A 17,938-nucleotide genomic window follows, 5' to 3' on the forward strand; every position below is an offset into this window, starting at 1 on the left:
ACTTATGAAATATACAACAAGACAACAAGCTCTTCTTTTACTTAGTGATGGTACCATTTTTTATGGAAAATCTATTGGCCTTAGCGGTGTCGCTTTTGGTGAAGTTTGTTTTAATACTGGAATGACTGGCTATCAAGAAATTTTTACTGACCCCTCTTATTTCGGACAATTGATGGTGGCTACTAATGCGCATATTGGTAATTATGGAGTTAATGAAAAAGAAGTGGAATCAGATGGTATTAAGATTTCTGGTTTGATTTGTAAAAACTTTAGTTTCAATCATTCAAGACCTGATGCTGCTGAAAGCCTTGAGAGTTATTTTAAGAATCAAAATTTGATTTGTATTTCAGATGTTGATACTAGAGCTTTGGTGAGCTATATTCGTGAAAATGGTGCTATGAATGCTGTTATTTGTACTGATGACACACCTGTTGATGAATTAAAGAAAACGCTTTCTGAGGTTCCAAACATGAAAGGATTGGAATTGGCTTCTAAAGTTTCGACTAAGGCTCCTTATTATTATGGAAATGAAAATGCAAAGTATAAGATTTCTGCTTTAGACCTTGGAATTAAGACAAATATTTTACGAAATCTGGCTAAGAGAGATTGCTACATTAAAGTTTTTCCTTTTGATGCATCCTATCAGGATTTATGCTCTTTTAATCCAGATGGTTTTTTCTTGTCTAATGGCCCTGGAGATCCTGATCCGTTGCATAGTGCAATAGCAGTAGCAAAACAAATTATTGCTGAGGACAAACCTTTGTTTGGTATTTGTTTAGGTCATCAAGTAATCGCCTTAGCAAATGGTGTTTCGACTTACAAAATGTTTAACGGTCATAGAGGGATTAATCACCCAGTAACAAATTTAGTTACAGGAAAAGGTGAAATTACTTCGCAAAATCACGGTTTTGCTGTGAATAAAGAGGAGCTTGAGCTACATCCTGATTTAGAAATTACCCATTTGCATTTAAATGATGGAACCGTTGCTGGAATGAGAATGAAGAGTAAAAACTGTTTTTCTGTTCAATATCACCCAGAAGCAAGTCCTGGGCCACATGATTCGTCCTATTTGTTTGATCAATTTATTGCTAATATTGAGAAAGCTGTAGGCTAAAACGTTATCGTTAATAAATTATCGAATATAGTAGTTTCTTTATTTAAGATTATCATTTAATTTCTGTAATTTTGAGTAAAATACAAATTAATAACATAAAATTTAAGGATAATGAGTATTATAGTTAAAATTTTCGCAAGACAAATCTTTGATTCTAGAGGGAATCCAACCATTGAAGTTGATGTAATTACTGAGAACGGTATTGTAGGTAGAGCAGCAGTTCCATCAGGAGCTTCTACAGGTGAACATGAAGCAGTAGAGTTGAGAGATGGAGGAAAAGCTTTTTTAGGAAAAGGAGTTTTGACAGCTGTAAATAATGTAAATACACTTATTGCTGAAGAATTGGTTGGTACTTCTGTTTTTGAACAAAACAAACTTGACCAAATGATGATTGATTTAGATGGCACACCAAATAAATCAAAATTAGGAGCTAATGCAATTTTAGGTGTTTCTTTGGCTGCTGCAAAAGCAGCTGCTAATGAATTAGGTTTGCCTTTATATCGTTATGTAGGTGGTGTTTCTGCTAATACATTACCATTGCCAATGATGAACATCATTAATGGTGGTTCTCACTCTGATGCGCCTATCGCATTTCAAGAGTTCATGATTATGCCTGTAAAAGCTACTTCATTTACACATGCTTTGCAAATGGGTACTGAAATTTTTCATAATTTGAAAAAAGTACTACATGATAGAGGATTGTCAACTGCTGTTGGTGATGAAGGTGGATTTGCTCCTAATTTAGCTGGAGGTACAGAAGATGCTTTGGATACTATCAAAAAAGCAGTTGAGGCTGCTGGTTATACATTTGGTGATGAAGTAATGGTAGCTTTAGATTGTGCTGCTTCTGAATTTTATGTGGATGGTAAATACGATTACTCTAAGTTTGAAGGTCCAAATGGTAAAGTAAGAACTTCTGCAGAACAAGTTGCTTATTTGGCTGAATTAGCAGCTAAATATCCAATTATTTCTATTGAAGATGGTATGCAAGAAAATGATTGGGATGGTTGGAAATTATTAACTGAAAAAATTGGTGATAAAGTTCAATTAGTTGGTGATGATTTATTTGTAACCAATGTAGAGCGTTTATCTACTGGTATTGAGAAAGGAATTGCTAACTCAATTTTAGTAAAAGTAAACCAAATTGGTACATTAACTGAAACTATTGCTGCTGTTAATATGGCTAAAAATGCTGGATACACTTCTGTAATGTCACACCGTTCTGGAGAGACTGAAGATTATACTATTGCTGATTTAGCTGTAGCTTTAAACTGTGGTCAAATTAAAACAGGATCTGCTTCACGTTCTGATCGTATGGCTAAATACAATCAATTGTTAAGAATTGAGGAGGAATTAGAGGCAACTGCTTATTTTCCAGGTCAAAAAGCATTTAATGTAAAATAATTTATTGGTCATTATCTCGTTATAATTAAGCCGTCTGTTTTTTAGACGGCTTTTTTTGTTAAGTTTTATAAGTTCTCTTGATTTTTTTTTTATTTAACACTAAATTGATTAGTTTTGACGAAATATAATTAATCAAAACTATCCAAAAAAATCATGTCAAAAATAGCTACATTAGAATTCGATGGCAATAAGTTTGAACTTCCTATTATTATTGGAAGCGAGAATGAAGCTGCTGTTGATATTAGTAAATTACGAGATATATCAGGAATGATTACTCTTGATCCAGGATATAAAAATTCTGGTTCATGTAAAAGTGAAATTACTTTTTTAGATGGTGAGCTTGGAATTCTTCGTTACAGAGGGTATGCTATTGAAGATCTAGCCAAAAGCGCACATTTTTTAGAAGTTTGTTACTTAATCGTTTTCGGAGAATTGCCTACTAAGGATCAATTGTTTCAGTTTGAATCGGATATTCATCATCATACTTTAGTAAATGAGGAAATGAAGATTATAATTGATGGTTTTCCTAAAACTGCGCACCCTATGGGGGTTTTGTCAGCTCTAACAAGTGCGTTAACTGCTTTTAATCCAAAGTCTGTTAATGCAGATAACTCAAAAGAAATGTACGATGCGGTTTGTAAAACTATGGGTAAATTTCTTGTTATCGCTACTTGGACTTATAGAAAAAGCATGGGGTATCCTTTAAATTATTATAATAATGAAATAGGTTATGTTGAAAATTTCATGCGTTTAATGTTTGAAATTCCTACAGGACCTTATAAAGCAAATCCAATCATTGTTGATGCTTTGGATAAATTATTTATTTTGCATGCTGATCATGAACAAAATTGTTCTACTTCAACAGTACGTATGGTGGGTTCTTCACATGCAGGTTTGTTTGCTTCTATTTCTGCTGGTGTTTCTGCGCTTTGGGGGCCGTTACATGGCGGTGCAAATCAGGCTGTACTTGAAATGCTTGAAGAAATTCATAAAGATGGTGGTGATGCCGATAAATACATTCAAAAAGCAAAAGACAAAAATGATTCTTTCCGTTTGATGGGATTCGGTCATAGAGTGTATAAAAGTTTTGATCCGAGAGCAAAAATCATTAAAAAAGCGGCGGATGAAGTGTTAGCTACTTTAGGTGTTGATGATCCAATTTTGGAAATAGCTAAGAAATTAGAAATTGCAGCTTTAGAGGATGAGTATTTCAAATCAAGAAATTTGTATCCTAATGTTGATTTTTATTCAGGTATTATTTATAGAGCATTAGGTATTCCAACAGAAATGTTTACAGTTATGTTTGCTATTGGTCGTTTACCAGGATGGATTGCTCAATGGAAAGAAATGCGAGAGAATAAAGAGCCTATTGGTCGCCCTAGACAAGTGTATGTCGGATATCCATTACGTGATTTTGTAAGTGTAGAGAAACGATAAAAATTTTTGATTGCAAAAAGCTCCACTAAATTGTGGGGCTTTTTTGGTTCATAATAAAATAGAAGTGTATGTTAAACTTGAATATTAAAAACGAAACAGGTAGGTTAAAGATGGTGATCTTGGGAGTTGCCAATAGCAATGGTCCAACTCCAAGTGTTGCAGAAGCTTATGATCCAAAATCGTTAGAGCATATCTTAGCGGGTACTTATCCACTAGAGGTTGATATGATCAAAGAAATGGAAGAATTGAATGCTGTTTTTCAAAAGTATGAAGTTACTGTACTTAGACCGCAATTGATTTCAAATTACAATCAAATTTTTGCTAGGGATATCGGGTTTGTAATTGATGATGTTTTTATCAAATCAAATATTTTGCCTGATCGGGAAAGAGAATTAGACGCGATTCAGTATGTTATTGACCAAATGAATCCTGAAAAAGTGGTTAGACCACCTGAGGAAGTACATATTGAAGGAGGAGATGTGATGCTTTGGGGTAATTATATTTTTGTTGGGACCTATAAAGGAAGTGATTATAAAGATTACATAACCGCCAGAACCAATTGGCAAGGGGTAGAATATATCAGGCAACTTTTTCCTAATAAAATTGTGAAAGAATTTGATTTGGTTAAATCTAAAATTGAAGCTAGAGATAATGCCCTACATTTGGATTGTTGTTTTCAGCCAGTTGGTCCTGATAAAGGAATCATTTACAAAAGTGGTTTTAGAGAAGAATCGGATTATTTGTTTTTGGTGAATTTGTTTGGGAAAGAAAATTTATTTCATATCACAAGAGAGGAGATGTATCATATGAATTCAAATGTTTTCTCCATAGCGCCTAATGTGGTGGTTTCTGAAAAAAACTTTACACGCCTAAATCAATGGTTGCGCGAGCAGGGATTTATAGTTGAAGAAGTAAATTATGCTGAAATTGCCAAACAAGAAGGCTTGTTGCGTTGTTCAACCTTGCCGTTATTGCGAGATTAATTGTTTTAGAGGGATTAATTGATTAATTTTAATTTTTTCAAAACACCAATACAAAATAAAATGAAACAGACTACAAATTCAATTCTGATGATACGTCCTGTTGCCTTTCGAATGAACGAGCAAACAGCCGTTAATAATTATTACCAAAAAGTTTTAGATGGACTTTTGCCTGCTACGGTAAATGCCAAAGCTCAAGAAGAGTTTGATGTTTTTGTAAAGAAATTGCGTGCGGTTGGTGTACATGTAATTGTTGTTGATGACACACTTTCGCCTGACACACCCGATAGTATTTTTCCAAACAATTGGGTTTCTTTTCATGAAAATGGCGATGTTGTTTTGTATCCGATGTTTGCCGAAAATAGACGATTGGAACGAAGAGAAGAAATTTTCGATATTCTTGAAGATGAGGGTTTTGTTATTCATGAAATTATGGATTATACAGAAGCCGAAATGGATAGTATTTTCTTAGAGGGAACGGGAAGTTTATTGTTAGACCGCGCTAATGGCAAAGCCTATTGCGCCCTTTCGCCCAGAGCTGATGAAGAATTGTTTATCGAGTTTTGTGAGGATTTTGATTATGCTCCAGTAATTTTCGAAGCTTTTCAAACTGTCGATGGCGAGCGTAAACTGATTTATCATACCAATGTAATGATGTGTTTGGGAGAAACCTTTGCTGTGCTTTGTGCTGATGCAATTGATGATAAAAAAGAGCGAAAAATGGTGATCGATAGTTTAAAGAATGATGATAAAGAAATCATTTTGATTACTGAAGATCAAGTGAATAATTTTGCAGGAAATATGCTTGAGGTGAAAGGAGCAGATGATAGAAGGTATTTGGTGATGAGTGCTGCAGCTCATCATGCTTTAACGAAAAAACAAATAGCACAGTTGGAAGAACATGTTACTATTTTGAGTTCAAGCTTAGACACAATTGAAGCTTGTGGCGGAGGTAGTGCACGATGTATGATGGCAGAGATTTTCTTACCTAAAGCGTAATTCAAAATATTTTATAGCAAAAAAGTCAGTCATTTTCACGATGGCTGACTTTTTTTTGTCTTTATATTTTAAAAATTAGCTTTGAAGATGTTGATCAAAGCGCTAATAATGTATTCTATTCCAATAGCGATAACAATAAAACCAACAATTCTAGAGATCGCAACGATACCAGAAGCACCTAAAGCTCTGGCTAAAAAATGAGCACTTCTTAGAATGCCAAAAATAGTAATCGAGATAGCGACGATGGATCCGATGGCAATAATGATTTCTGTTGTAGAATTATGCTGGTTGTAAAAAGCGATGAGTAGTGACATTGATCCTGGTCCAGCAAGCATTGGAATAGCCAAGGGGGTTAGGGCAATATCGTTTCTTTTATGGGCTTCGTTTTCTATTTTTTTGTTAATTCCTCTTTTTTTGTTGAATTTTCCGGATAGTAAAGAAAAGCCAGAACTTACAATTACGATGCCTCCTGCAATTCGGAGGGAGTCGATGCTGATGCCAAAAAAAGTAAGTACATATTGTCCGATCAAGAAAGAAACCACTAGGATGATGCAGACGTTAATGGCGGTCCAAAGGGAGAGTCTGTTTCGCTCTGCAGGAGAGTCTTCTTGTGTGAGTCCTACAAAAATAGGCACAGTTCCGATGGGATTGAGTACAGAAAATAACGCAGCAAAGAGATAAATGAATAATTCCATATTGTAAAATTTTACACAAAGCTACAATTTTTACTAAGATAGCTTTTACTCCTTTGTTATTTTAATGTTTATGAATCGTCAGAAAACCATAGGTTAATTGTCAGAGTGCTGCTGAATTTTTGATTACTTTTGCAAAATATTCTTATTCAAATGATAAAAAATAAAAAAACGGTGGTGCTTGGTGCTACTTCTAAGCCAGAGAAGTATGCTTACAAAGCGATTCAGATGTTGGTAGAAAAAGGACACTCGGTATTGGCTATTGGTCAAAATGCTGGCGAAGTAGCGGGAGTGAAAATCCGTACCAAAATGATTCCCTTGAAAAATATTGATACTGTTACTTTGTATCTGAATCCTGCGCGACAACGCGATTATTATAATTACATTGTGGAGGCTCAACCCAAACGAGTAGTTTTCAATCCTGGGACTGAAAATCCAGAGTTGTATCAATTGTTGGAGTTGAACGGTATTAAGGCTGAAGTGGCTTGTACTTTGGTCTTGTTGGCGACTAATCAATATTAAGGGACGATGTTGGTTGATTTGCGCTTTTTTGGGCTGTTTCAAATGCTTTTCTTTTTTTTTGTTGTGCTGCTGTAATGTTAAACTTTAAGCAACTTTATGGATTGGATTTATCTCTCGGAGCCGCATCCTAGTGGCAAAGAGTTGCGGTACATTGAAGAAGCGTTGCAGAGCAAGAGAATCACGTCGGGTGGTCTTGGTGTACAGGGTTTTGAAGAGGATGTAGCGCGTTTTTTGGATACTGAAATGCTGGTTTGCGCGACCAATTCTGGTACTTCGGCTTTGCATTTGGGGCTTTTGCTTTTGGGTGTTCAAGCGGGAGACGAAGTGTTGTGTCAAACTTTTACTTTTTCGGCGTCGGTGAATCCTGTTTTTTATCTGGGAGCGACACCTGTTTTTGTGGATAGCGAACCCTTGACTTGGAATATGTGTCCTGAGGCCTTGGAAACTGCCATCAAGGATAGAATGAAAAAAGGCAAGAAGCCTAAAGCAATTATTGTTGTGGATTCATACGGGATGCCTTTTCAGGCGGACAGTATTCAAGCGATTGCCGCAAAATATTCGATTCCGATTTTGGAGGATAGTGCCGAAGCCTTGGGAAGTCGATATAAAGGAAGGCCTTGTGGTACGCTGGGTGATTTGGGTGTTTTTTCGTTCAACGGCAATAAGATTATTACTACGTCAAGTGGAGGAGCTATTTTGGTGGCTAATGAGAAGCAAAAAGAAAGAGCTGTTTTTTTGGCTTCGCAAGCTAGAGAAGAGGCGCCTCATTATGAGCATCATGAAGTGGGATACAATTATACTATGAGTGCGATGGCTGCTGCTGTTGGTAGAGGGCAAATGGAAGTTCTTGAAGATCGAATTGAGGCTAGGCGGGCAAATCATTTTTTTTATAAAGAAAACTTTGATGAAGTTGCTGGTATTTCTGTGTTTTCAGAGCCTGATGCGGATTATTTTTCGAATCATTGGTTGTCGGCTATTTTAATCGACGCTCAACTTACGAAAGGTTTGACTCCAACTTTTTTTAGGACATTTTTGGAAGAAAGAGCTATTGAAACACGTCCTTTATGGAAACCCATGCATCAGCAATCGGTGTTTTGTGCGTATCCGTATTATGGTGGAAAGGTGGCGGAGCATTTGTTTGCAACAGGACTTTGTTTGCCTTCCAGTTCTAGTCTCGATGCAGCAAGCCTCAATAAGATTCATTCTTGTGTAGGTCAATTGTTAACAGAATATGTTGGTTTGTAAAGGATGAATTGAGAGTTAACAGGGCTTGTTTGCGCTTATAACTAGGGTTTTTTGATTATATAATGTATTTTTGTTGTCATGGAATTTTCTTCAAAATTATTAGAACGAGCGGTTGGCGAAATGGCACAATTGCCAGGAATTGGAAAAAGAACGGCCTTGCGATTGGTGTTACATTTGTTGAAACAACCTAAAGATCAAGTGCAGTTTTTATCCGAAGCCTTAACGAGTATGCGCAACGACATTCAGTTTTGTTCGAACTGTCATAATATTTCGGATACAGAATTGTGTCAGATTTGTGTCAATACGTCTAGAAATCATCAGTTAATATGTGTGGTTGAAGATGTTCGGGATGTAATGGCTATCGAAAATACAGGGCAGTTCAAAGGAGTATATCATGTTTTGGGCGGAAAAATTTCGCCTATAGATGGTGTTGGGCCAAGCCAATTGACTATTAGTTCTTTGGTTGAAAAGGTCAAACTAGGTCAAGTTAAGGAATTGATTTTTGCCCTTAGCTCTACCATGGAAGGTGACACCACTAATTTTTATATATACAAACAAATTGCCAGCACTGGTATATTGTTTTCTACTATTGCAAGAGGTATTGCTGTTGGCGATGAGTTAGAATATGCCGACGAAGTGACGCTTGGAAGAAGTATTTTACAAAGGGTTCCTTTCGAATCTTCTTTCAAAACCTCGGGGTCTAATTAACTTTTTTGACCACCCTTTAATTGTCCATGAAAAACTATATTTGTAACAAAATTAAAAGTATGAACAAATCGATTGGCTTTTTGATGATAATGAGTAGTTTGCTTTTTACTTCATGTATTCCCATCAAAGATTTAACCTATTTACAGCAAAAAGAATCTGAGTCGCCTGAAAAAGCAATTATTGCCTCGGAATCTAAGCCTTATCGCTTGCAAACCAATGATGTTTTGAGCATTAATCTTAAGGCAATAGATCCTAAATTAGTAGCTATTTTTAATGCTAGTACACAAAATGGGGATGCGGACTTGAATCAAAACTCTGAAAGTGGTTTGTATTTTAATGGGTTTAGAGTGGATGATCACGGAAACATTCGTATGCCAATTTTGGGAGAAATTAATGTTTTGGGTTTTACTGTAGAAGAAGTACGAGTAAAAATTGAAAAACAATTGTTGGAAGAATACTTCAATAAAGAAGCGAATCTTTTCGTAAATGTTAAGTTGTCTGGTTTTCGATATACGATTAATGGTGAAGTTGGGAGTACAGGAACCAAAACGCTATTTCAAGAAAGAGTCAATATACTAGAAGCCATTGCCAATGCTGGAGATATCACCATGGTAGGAAATCGAAAAGAAGTAACCATCATGAGAACATCACCTACTGGAGTCGAAATGCATAACTTAGATTTAACAGATAGAAATGTAATTTATTCTCCTTATTATTATTTGCAGCCCAATGATTATATTTATGTAAAACCATTAAAACAAAAATCTTGGGGTACAGGTAGAACGGGTCTTGAATCCTTAGGTACCATAATTACAGTATTGTCTCTGGTAACTACTACTTTCTTATTATTAAAAAATTAAATTCATTTTTGTGAAATGCTTGATCTAAAAGACTTCTCTATTTTTGAAAATCAATCTACATTTGATTTTAAAGGACTTTTAATAAAAATTGCAGGTTATTGGAAGTGGTTTTTGATCAGTTTGGCGATCACTTTTTTTGTTGCTTATCAAGTCAATATTAGAAAAGAAAAAATCTACGGTTTAGATACTTTGATTTCCGTAAAAGAGGAGAACAATCCTTTATTTACCTCTAATACTAGCTTAACTTTTAATTGGGGCGGAGTTTCAGACAAAGTACAAACGGTAACCACTACTTTGCAGTCTCGTTCGCATAACGAATTGGTAGTCGAAAAATTGCAATATTATATTGACTATTTAGTCCAAGGCGAATACAATTTAGTGGATGCTTATGGAGCGGTCCCTTTTCGATTAGAATTAGATAAAAACAAAGGACAGTTGGCAGGAACCCTAATTAGTATCGTGTTTTTGTCGGAGTCGGAATATGAAATTAAAATTCCTTTCGAAGGGTCTTCGGTTGCTTTATTTCATTATGCAAGTAATACCATGTCCAACACCGCTGTAGCCAATGGTGAATTCAAAAAGCGTTACAAAGTTGGAGAAGCGGTACAACTTCCTTTTTTAAACTGGCGTCTTCAAATCAATGAGAATCCTGGATTTTATAAAGGGAATGAGTATTTTGTTCGTTTCAATAATTTTGATAGTACTGTTGCTAATTATCGTGGTATCGGCATCAAGGCCGATGACAAAGGAGGTTCTATTTTGACCTTAAGTCTCCAAGGCACCAATAAAGCGCGATTGGTAAATTATTTGAATGCTACCGTAAAAATGTTGATCAAGAGACAATTGGATAGTAAGAATCAATTTGCGACCAATACTATTGCTTTTATTGACAGTACTTTGGTGTCTATGGAATCGCAATTGAAAGAAACGGGGAATGAATTGAAAGCGTTTAGAAAAGATAAAAATATTATTAATATTGAGGATGGTGGTGCCAAATTTTCGGACAAAATTCTAGAGTACGATGTGCAGAAAGATGAAATTGAACGAAAAATGGCGTATTACAATTCGCTAAAAGCCTATTTGAAAAATAGTGTAGATTATTCAAAGCTTCCCGCACCTTCTGTAGCTGGAATTGAAGATCCTAACATTGTGGTTAATGTTTCTAAATTGATTGCTTTGTCTACACAACGTTCCGAAATGGCTTATGCGGTAAAGAGCGAGAAGATTTTTAAAGATTTTGACAATCAGATGATGGCTGTTAAGAATGTTTTGCTCGAAAATATAGTAACAGCAAAACAATCATTACAATATGATTTGGCTACCATTAACAGTAAAATTGGCATTTCTGAAAATGAGATTAAACAATTGCCCGATGATCAGCAAGAGTTGATTAAAATAAAACGTAAATATGACTTAAATGATAATATTTACAATACCTTTTTACAAAAGCGAACCGAAGCTGATATCGTAAAAGCTGCTAATTTATCTGATATTCGTTTTATTGATCCAGCCAAAGATGTTGGAGGTGGTTTAATTGGTCCCAAGACTTCTGTAAATTATGTTCTGGCTTTCTTTTTAGGATTGTTGATTCCTTTGGTGGTTGTTTTAGTGATTTTCTTCATCAATAATTCTATCCAGAATACCGATGAGATAAATAGTCTCACCAAAATCCCTATCATTGGTGTCATTGGCGTAAATAATGAAAAGTCAGACTTAGCAGTATTTAGAAAGCCTAAATCGGCTTTGTCAGAATCTTTTAGAGCCATTCGCTCCTCATTGCAATTTTTATATAAAAAACAAAATGTTGATGGCGCCAAAACACTTATGATAACCTCTTCAGTAAGTGGCGAGGGGAAAACGTTTTGTTCAATCAATATTGCTACTGTTTTTGCATTAAGCGAGAAAAAGACAGTGATAGTAGGTTTGGATTTGAGAAAACCGAAGTTGTTTGACGAGTTTAATCTTAATAATTCTAGGGGAGTAGTAAATTATTTAATCAATCAAAATGGGTTAGATGAAGTAGTAAACAAAACAGAGATCCCTTATTTAGATGTAATTATATCGGGACCTGTTCCTCCTAATCCTGGGGAACTAATCATCAGCGAACGCATGGGCGATTTAATCGAGGAATTAAAACAACGCTATGATTATATTATCCTTGACACTCCTCCAGTTGGCTTGGTTTCGGATGCATTGGAGTTGGATCAGTTTTGTGATGTCACGTTGTATATTGTGCGACAAAATTTTTCCAAAAAAGATATGATTACGCTATTGAACAATAGGGTGAAACGAGGTGAATTAAAAAACACCAGCATTATAATGAATGGTTTTGAAAACAAAGCGCGATACGGCACCAGTTATGGCTATGGCTACGGTTATGGCTATGGGAATAACTCGTACGCAGCTGGATACCATGAAAAGGAAATTCCGAAAACTAGGATTGAAAAAATATGGGATTGGTTGAAAAAGGAAAGAAAAGTGTAATGAGTGAAACAATTTTAATTACCGGAGGCGCTGGATTTATAGGTTCTAATTTAACGGAGTATTTTTTGTCTAAGAGATACAAAGTGGTTGTTTTGGATAATTTTGCCACGGGACATCGACATAATCTTTCGGATTTTGAAAGCGATAGTAATTTTACCTTGATAGAAGGTGATATTCGGAATCCTAGCGATTGTGCTTTGGCGGTACAAAATGTAGATTATGTAATGCATCAAGCAGCGTTGGGTTCTGTGCCGCGGTCCATTGCAGATCCTGTGACTACCAATGAGGTGAATGTTTCAGGTTTTTTAAATATGTTGGTTGCAGCTCGAGACGCTAAAGTAAAACGTTTTGTGTATGCCGCTAGTTCGTCTACTTATGGAGACTCCCAAGGATTGCCTAAAGTGGAAGCTGTGATAGGGAAACCACTTTCTCCTTATGCCATTACGAAATATGTAAATGAATTGTATGCCGAGATTTTTGGAAAAACCTACGGCATTGAAACCATTGGTTTGCGCTATTTTAATGTTTTTGGACGCAAGCAAGATCCTAAAGGAGCTTATGCTGCAGTGATTCCAAAATTTGTGATGCAGTTCATGCAGTTGGAAAGCCCTGTGATTAATGGCGATGGGAACTATTCCAGAGATTTTACCTATATCGACAATGTGATTCAGATGAATGAATTGGCCATGACGACTACCAATCCGGAAGCGATTAATACTGTTTTTAATACCGCTTTTGGGGATCGAAATACGCTGAATGATTTGGTTGGCTATTTGAAATTGTATTTAGGCGAATTAGACGAAAGAATACAAGATGTTGCCATAGCGTATGGCCCTAATCGTGCGGGTGATATTCCCCATTCACTCGCGAGCATTGATAAGGCCAAGCAATTGCTGGGCTATAATCCGAAGTTTTCTTTACAAGAAGGATTAAAAGAAGCCGTACAATGGTATTGGGAGAATCTTGGTGATTAGTAATTAGTGATTAGTAATTAGCGAGGAGTGAAATGTGAGAAGTAAGAAAGATGAAAGAAATGAAATGAAAAAATGAATATATGAAAATTACAAAAATATGTTGCATAGGAGCCGGATATGTTGGAGGGCCAACGATGGCGGTTATAGCACAAAAATGCCCACAAATTCAAGTTACTGTAGTCGATTTAAACCAAGAGCGTATTGCGGCTTGGAATAATGCTGACGTGAATACTATTCCTATTTATGAGCCTGGTTTAGCCGAGATCGTCAAGGAAGCCAGAGGACGTAATTTGTTTTTTTCAACTGAAGTGGAAAAAGCCATTGATGAAGCTCAAATGATTTTTATTTCGGTGAATACCCCTACCAAAACCTATGGTAAAGGAAAAGGGATGGCAGCTGATTTGAAATATATTGAATTGTGTGCTCGCCAGATTGCTAAGATTGCCAAAGACAATAAAATTGTAGTTGAAAAATCGACCTTGCCTGTGCGTACGGCTGAGGCGATAAAAAGTATTCTGGACAATACGGGCAATGGTGTGCAATTTCAAATTTTGTCCAATCCAGAGTTTTTAGCAGAAGGTACTGCCGTGAGCGATCTTTTGCATCCGGATCGCATTTTGATTGGTGGCGATACTACGGCTCAAGGGCAAGAAGCGATTCAAGCTTTGGTAGATGTGTATGCCAATTGGGTGGCACCCGAGAAGATTTTGACCACTAATGTTTGGTCTTCCGAGTTATCGAAATTAACAGCTAATGCCTTTTTAGCGCAACGTATTTCTTCTATCAATGCGATGTCGGAATTGTGTGAAAAAACAGGCGCAGATGTGAACGAGGTGGCTCGAGCGATCGGAATGGATAGTCGTATTGGACCCAAATTTTTGAAAGCCTCAGTAGGGTTTGGAGGATCATGTTTCCAGAAGGATATTTTGAACTTGGTCTATATTGCTAAATCGTATGGTTTGCATGAGGTGGCCGATTATTGGGAGCAAGTGATCATCATGAACGATCATCAGAAAAGACGTTTTTCTAATAAAATAGTGCAAATTTTATATAATACGGTAGCCGGTAAAAAAATCGCGTTTTTAGGTTGGGCCTTCAAGAAAGATACCAATGATACTAGAGAATCTGCCGCTATTTATGTGGCTGACGATTTGATTAATGAAGAGGCTATTATTTCGGTATATGATCCAAAGGTGCCGTTCAAAAAGATGTTAGCTGATTTGGATTACTTAGACTCCAGAACTTCGGAGCAAAATAGTCGTCAGATTGCAGCCGCTTCTTCTGCTTATGAAGCCTGTGAAAACGCACATGCTATAGCGATACTAACAGAATGGGATGAGTTTACAACCTATGACTGGAAAAAAATATATGATAGCATGCAAAAACCTGCTTTTGTTTTCGACGGCCGAAATATTTTAGATGCCGATCAGATGAGAGCCATTGGTTTTGTGTATTGTGGAATTGGGGCGTAGGATTTGGTTGGTTTATTGTTAATAGTTTGTTGTTTGTGGAGTTGTGAGTTGTGAGTTTTGAGATGTGGGTTTTGAGATGTTAGTTTTGAGATGTGTTCACTACACACTAATTGATTTCTATTCGCTTTTTGTAAAATGTAAAATTAAGAATGGCTAAAGCTCATTTTTATTGCTCTTTTTCAAATGAAAGGTAAGGTCTATTTCTATTGAAATTGTTCAAAAAATAGTATTTGATGTTGTTTTGAAGGGGTGGTGTTTTCAAAGTAAGTTGATTTTTTATTGGTCTCAAATAGAGTTTATAACTATGCGCTTTCAGTGCATCTCGCTTTAGCTTCTAAAAATTTTTACACCGCAGATTCGCAGATTTTAAAAAATTAATAATTATAAAAATTTGCGAATCTGCGGTTAAATTATATTCCAACCTTGCAGACTTTAAGTCTGCCAAACCAAATCTATTGACTTTTAGTCCATAGTGGTTTAGTTATAAAATTTAATTGGTTGATCGTTTGATCGCTAATTTGTTTAAGGAGTAATCTGATGGTGTAAAATGTAAAATAATCAGTATTAATTCGGTGATTCCTTGCCGGATGTGGTCTCACTACTTTTAGTGATTTTTTATTTATTTAAAAAGGAATCAAAGGATGTTAGTGTTTCAAAAACAGAAGGTTGTATTCCAGGGCAATGGAGTGCAACCTTTTCCTTTTTTGGCGCTGGTTAATAACTGGTTTTAGCTGTTATGAAATTCTTATATTTGCAGACGCTGGTGTGGAACAGGGATGTTTTGGTTTTAATAAACTAGACGTCTTGAGGACTACCGGCTGCTGCGTTAGGGATTAGAGTGGAAATCCTTTTTGAGGCTTTTTCGGCCTCAAAAAGATTGTAGCGGAAAGCCCGACCCTTGTGGTAACGCCCCAAAAAAAGAAATTGAAGTAGCTTGTTTCTGGTGAGCTACAGCTAAAAAAAATAAAATGGTGGATACAAAAATAAAAATTGCCGTAATAGGGTTAGGCTACGTAGGATTGCCGTTGGCGCGACTTTTTGCTACCAAGTACCAAGTGGTAGGATTTGATATCAATGAAGGGAGAATTGCTGAATTACGTCGGGGTACGGATAGTACTTTAGAGGTGTCGGATGCTGTGCTGCAATCGGTTTTGGTTGCTGATTTTGAGTCCGCTTCAACAGGTTTGCTGTGTTCTAATGTTATGGATGACATTGCGGATTGCACCTATTATATTGTGACGGTTCCTACGCCTGTGGATAAAAATAACCGTCCGGATTTGACTCCTTTGTACAAATCGAGTGCGACCGTTGGACAGGTCCTTAAGCAAGGGGATGTGGTTATTTATGAATCTACTGTTTACCCCGGTGTTACCGAAGAGGAATGTGTGCCTGTATTGGAGCGCGTTTCGGGTTTACGATTCAATGTTGATTTTTTTGCAGGTTATTCGCCCGAACGTATCAATCCTGGGGATAAAGAACATACGGTTGAGAAAATTTTAAAAATCACCTCTGGTTCCACTCCAGAAATTGGACAAAAAGTCGATGCCTTATACCAATCGGTTATTATAGCCGGTACGCATTTGGCCCCGTCTATCAAAGTAGCCGAAGCAGCCAAAGTGATTGAAAATTCCCAAAGAGATATCAATATTGCGTTTGTTAACGAACTGGCTAAAATCTTTAATTTATTAGACATTGATACCAGTGCCGTATTAAAAGCAGCGGGTACCAAGTGGAATTTCTTGCCCTTCAAACCCGGTTTGGTAGGTGGTCATTGCATTGGAGTAGATCCCTATTATTTAGCACAAAAAGCCCAAGAGAAAGGGTATCATCCAGAAATTATTTTGGCTGGACGACGCTTGAATGATAGTATGGGTGAATATGTGGCCTCGCAAGTAGTGAAGTTAATGATCAAAAAAGGGGTGGTGATCAATGGTGCTAGCGTTTTAATGCTGGGCATCACTTTCAAAGAAAATTGCCCTGATGTACGCAATACCAAAATTGTAGATGTCGTTCGTGCCTTTCAAGATTATGGTATTGCCGTAACGATTTACGATCCTTGGGCCAATCCTGCTGAGGTGGCGCACGAGTACAACTTGGTCACTAGTACTGATTTGCCCAAAGTGGCTTTCGATGGTATTGTTTTGGGAGTGGCTCATGAAGCTTTTTTAACTATGGACTATACCGCTTTGCGAAAAGAAAAAAGTGTGTTGTATGATGTGAAAGGGGTGTTGCAAGTGTCTGTTGATGGAAAGTTGTAGGGTGGTGAATAGTGAATAGTAATTAGTAATTAGTGAATAGTGAATGGTCCTTAGTGAGCAGTGAGGATGAAGAGTTAGTTTTCGTTTTGGCCGACCCTAATGTCATTAAGTTAAGGAATAATCAACAATTTGATTGCTGATTTTTGAATAACGATTTTTGATTTCTGATGTGTAAACCATTGAAAAAATTAGTCTTTTTTATTTATTAGCACAAAATCTAAAATCCAGAATCGTTACTCTTTAATCTAAAATCTCTTAACTTAATGACATTGGGGCCGACCCCAAAGGGAGTCAAAAAGAAGACTGTTTAGTTGTATGAGGCCTCGATGGTACTTGGCTCAAAACTAACTACTCGAGGAGATTAACTAGGGTGTGAGTCGTTAGATATTGGCGGGGTTTAACCGCAAAGAACGCAAAGGGTTACGCAAGGTTCGCTTAGGGGTGTTTGCTTTGTGCATTGGTTCTCTTGGTTATGGGTTTTGATGGAGGTTTAACCGCAAAGAACGCAAAGGGTTACGCAAGGTTCGCTAAGGAGTGTTTGCTTTGTGTATTGGTTCTTGGTTATGGGTTTTGATGGAGGTTTAACCACAAAGAACGCCAAGGGTAACGCAAGAGGGTGAGGGTTTGTTGTTGTCAATTATAGGTTGTGGCGTTTAATGCAAAATTAGCAAGGATTAAGAGTTCAACGTTACTACGAATAATCAGTTAACCATTTGTCCAATGAAGCAAATAGTCGATTTAACAGTTCAACGATTAAACAATTCAACAAATAAACGATTCAACTCAAAT

14 protein-coding genes are annotated in these 17,938 nt (G+C 36.6%); 13 read left to right on the top strand and 1 reads right to left on the bottom strand.

The genetic code is table 11. The features are described 5' to 3' along the window. The first annotated feature begins 4 nt into the window (after window positions 1–4). The 5 genes from carA to ctlX all read left to right on the top strand — a co-directional run bounded on the left by carA (window position 5) and on the right by ctlX (window position 5,934). On the top strand, window positions 5–1,114 hold the full coding sequence (gene carA / locus BXU11_RS04775; protein WP_078211183.1) for a glutamine-hydrolyzing carbamoyl-phosphate synthase small subunit: 1,110 nt from the start codon (window positions 5–7) through the stop codon (window positions 1,112–1,114). 111 nt (window positions 1,115–1,225) lie between these two features. Beyond that, window positions 1,226–2,518, top strand: coding sequence for a phosphopyruvate hydratase (gene eno, locus BXU11_RS04780; protein WP_024981532.1), 1,293 nt, complete (start codon window positions 1,226–1,228; stop codon window positions 2,516–2,518). Between the two features lie 153 nt (window positions 2,519–2,671). After that, window positions 2,672–3,955 carry a citrate synthase gene (locus tag BXU11_RS04785; protein ID WP_024981533.1) on the top strand — a complete coding sequence of 428 codons (1,284 nt, stop codon included), beginning with the start codon at window positions 2,672–2,674 and terminating at the stop codon, window positions 3,953–3,955. 68 nt (window positions 3,956–4,023) lie between these two features. Continuing rightward, window positions 4,024–4,938, top strand: a complete 915-nt coding sequence (locus BXU11_RS04790; RefSeq protein WP_024981534.1) for a dimethylarginine dimethylaminohydrolase family protein — start codon at window positions 4,024–4,026, stop codon at window positions 4,936–4,938. Window positions 4,939–4,998: 60 nt separating this feature from the next. Then, window positions 4,999–5,934 (top strand): citrulline utilization hydrolase CtlX, encoded by a 936-nt coding sequence (ctlX, locus tag BXU11_RS04795; protein ID WP_078211184.1) that lies wholly within the window; start codon window positions 4,999–5,001, stop codon window positions 5,932–5,934. Window positions 5,935–6,002: 68 nt separating this feature from the next. Here ctlX and BXU11_RS04800 read toward each other — a convergent pair whose 3' ends face one another. Next, the gene (locus tag BXU11_RS04800) at window positions 6,003–6,629 is read right to left on the bottom strand and encodes a MarC family protein (protein WP_024981536.1); all 627 of its coding nucleotides are present in this window, start codon (window positions 6,627–6,629) and stop codon (window positions 6,003–6,005) included. A gap of 153 nt (window positions 6,630–6,782) precedes the next feature. Here BXU11_RS04800 and BXU11_RS04805 point away from each other — a divergent pair, with 153 nt between their 5' ends. The 8 genes from BXU11_RS04805 (at window position 6,783) to BXU11_RS04840 (ending at window position 17,149) form a co-directional block, all read left to right on the top strand. After that, on the top strand, window positions 6,783–7,148 hold the full coding sequence (locus tag BXU11_RS04805; protein WP_024981537.1) for a CoA-binding protein: 366 nt from the start codon (window positions 6,783–6,785) through the stop codon (window positions 7,146–7,148). Between the two features lie 96 nt (window positions 7,149–7,244). Beyond that, window positions 7,245–8,393, top strand: coding sequence for a DegT/DnrJ/EryC1/StrS aminotransferase family protein (locus BXU11_RS04810; protein WP_078211185.1), 1,149 nt, complete (start codon window positions 7,245–7,247; stop codon window positions 8,391–8,393). Between the two features lie 78 nt (window positions 8,394–8,471). Continuing rightward, window positions 8,472–9,101, top strand: coding sequence for a recombination mediator RecR (gene recR, locus BXU11_RS04815; protein ID WP_078211186.1), 630 nt, complete (start codon window positions 8,472–8,474; stop codon window positions 9,099–9,101). A 59-nt stretch (window positions 9,102–9,160) separates the two neighbouring features. Then, window positions 9,161–9,961: a polysaccharide biosynthesis/export family protein gene (locus tag BXU11_RS04820; protein WP_078212073.1), complete on the top strand. Its 801-nt coding sequence runs from the start codon at window positions 9,161–9,163 to the stop codon at window positions 9,959–9,961. 15 nt (window positions 9,962–9,976) lie between these two features. Next, window positions 9,977–12,445, top strand: coding sequence for a polysaccharide biosynthesis tyrosine autokinase (locus BXU11_RS04825; protein ID WP_078211187.1), 2,469 nt, complete (start codon window positions 9,977–9,979; stop codon window positions 12,443–12,445). Further along, window positions 12,445–13,419, top strand: a complete 975-nt coding sequence (locus BXU11_RS04830) for an SDR family oxidoreductase (protein ID WP_078211188.1) — start codon at window positions 12,445–12,447, stop codon at window positions 13,417–13,419. Before BXU11_RS04825 ends, BXU11_RS04830 begins: the two co-directional genes overlap by 1 nt. An 80-nt stretch (window positions 13,420–13,499) precedes the next feature. Then, complete coding sequence (locus BXU11_RS04835; protein WP_078211189.1) at window positions 13,500–14,891, top strand: UDP-glucose 6-dehydrogenase; 1,392 nt, start codon at window positions 13,500–13,502, stop codon at window positions 14,889–14,891. 968 nt (window positions 14,892–15,859) lie between these two features. Next, window positions 15,860–17,149 carry a nucleotide sugar dehydrogenase gene (locus tag BXU11_RS04840; RefSeq protein WP_189318503.1) on the top strand — a complete coding sequence of 430 codons (1,290 nt, stop codon included), beginning with the start codon at window positions 15,860–15,862 and terminating at the stop codon, window positions 17,147–17,149. The last annotated feature ends 789 nt before the right edge of the window (window positions 17,150–17,938 follow it).

The organism is Flavobacterium sp. LM5 (genome assembly GCF_002017945.1).
In the GTDB taxonomy this organism is placed as follows: domain Bacteria; phylum Bacteroidota; class Bacteroidia; order Flavobacteriales; family Flavobacteriaceae; genus Flavobacterium; species Flavobacterium succinicans.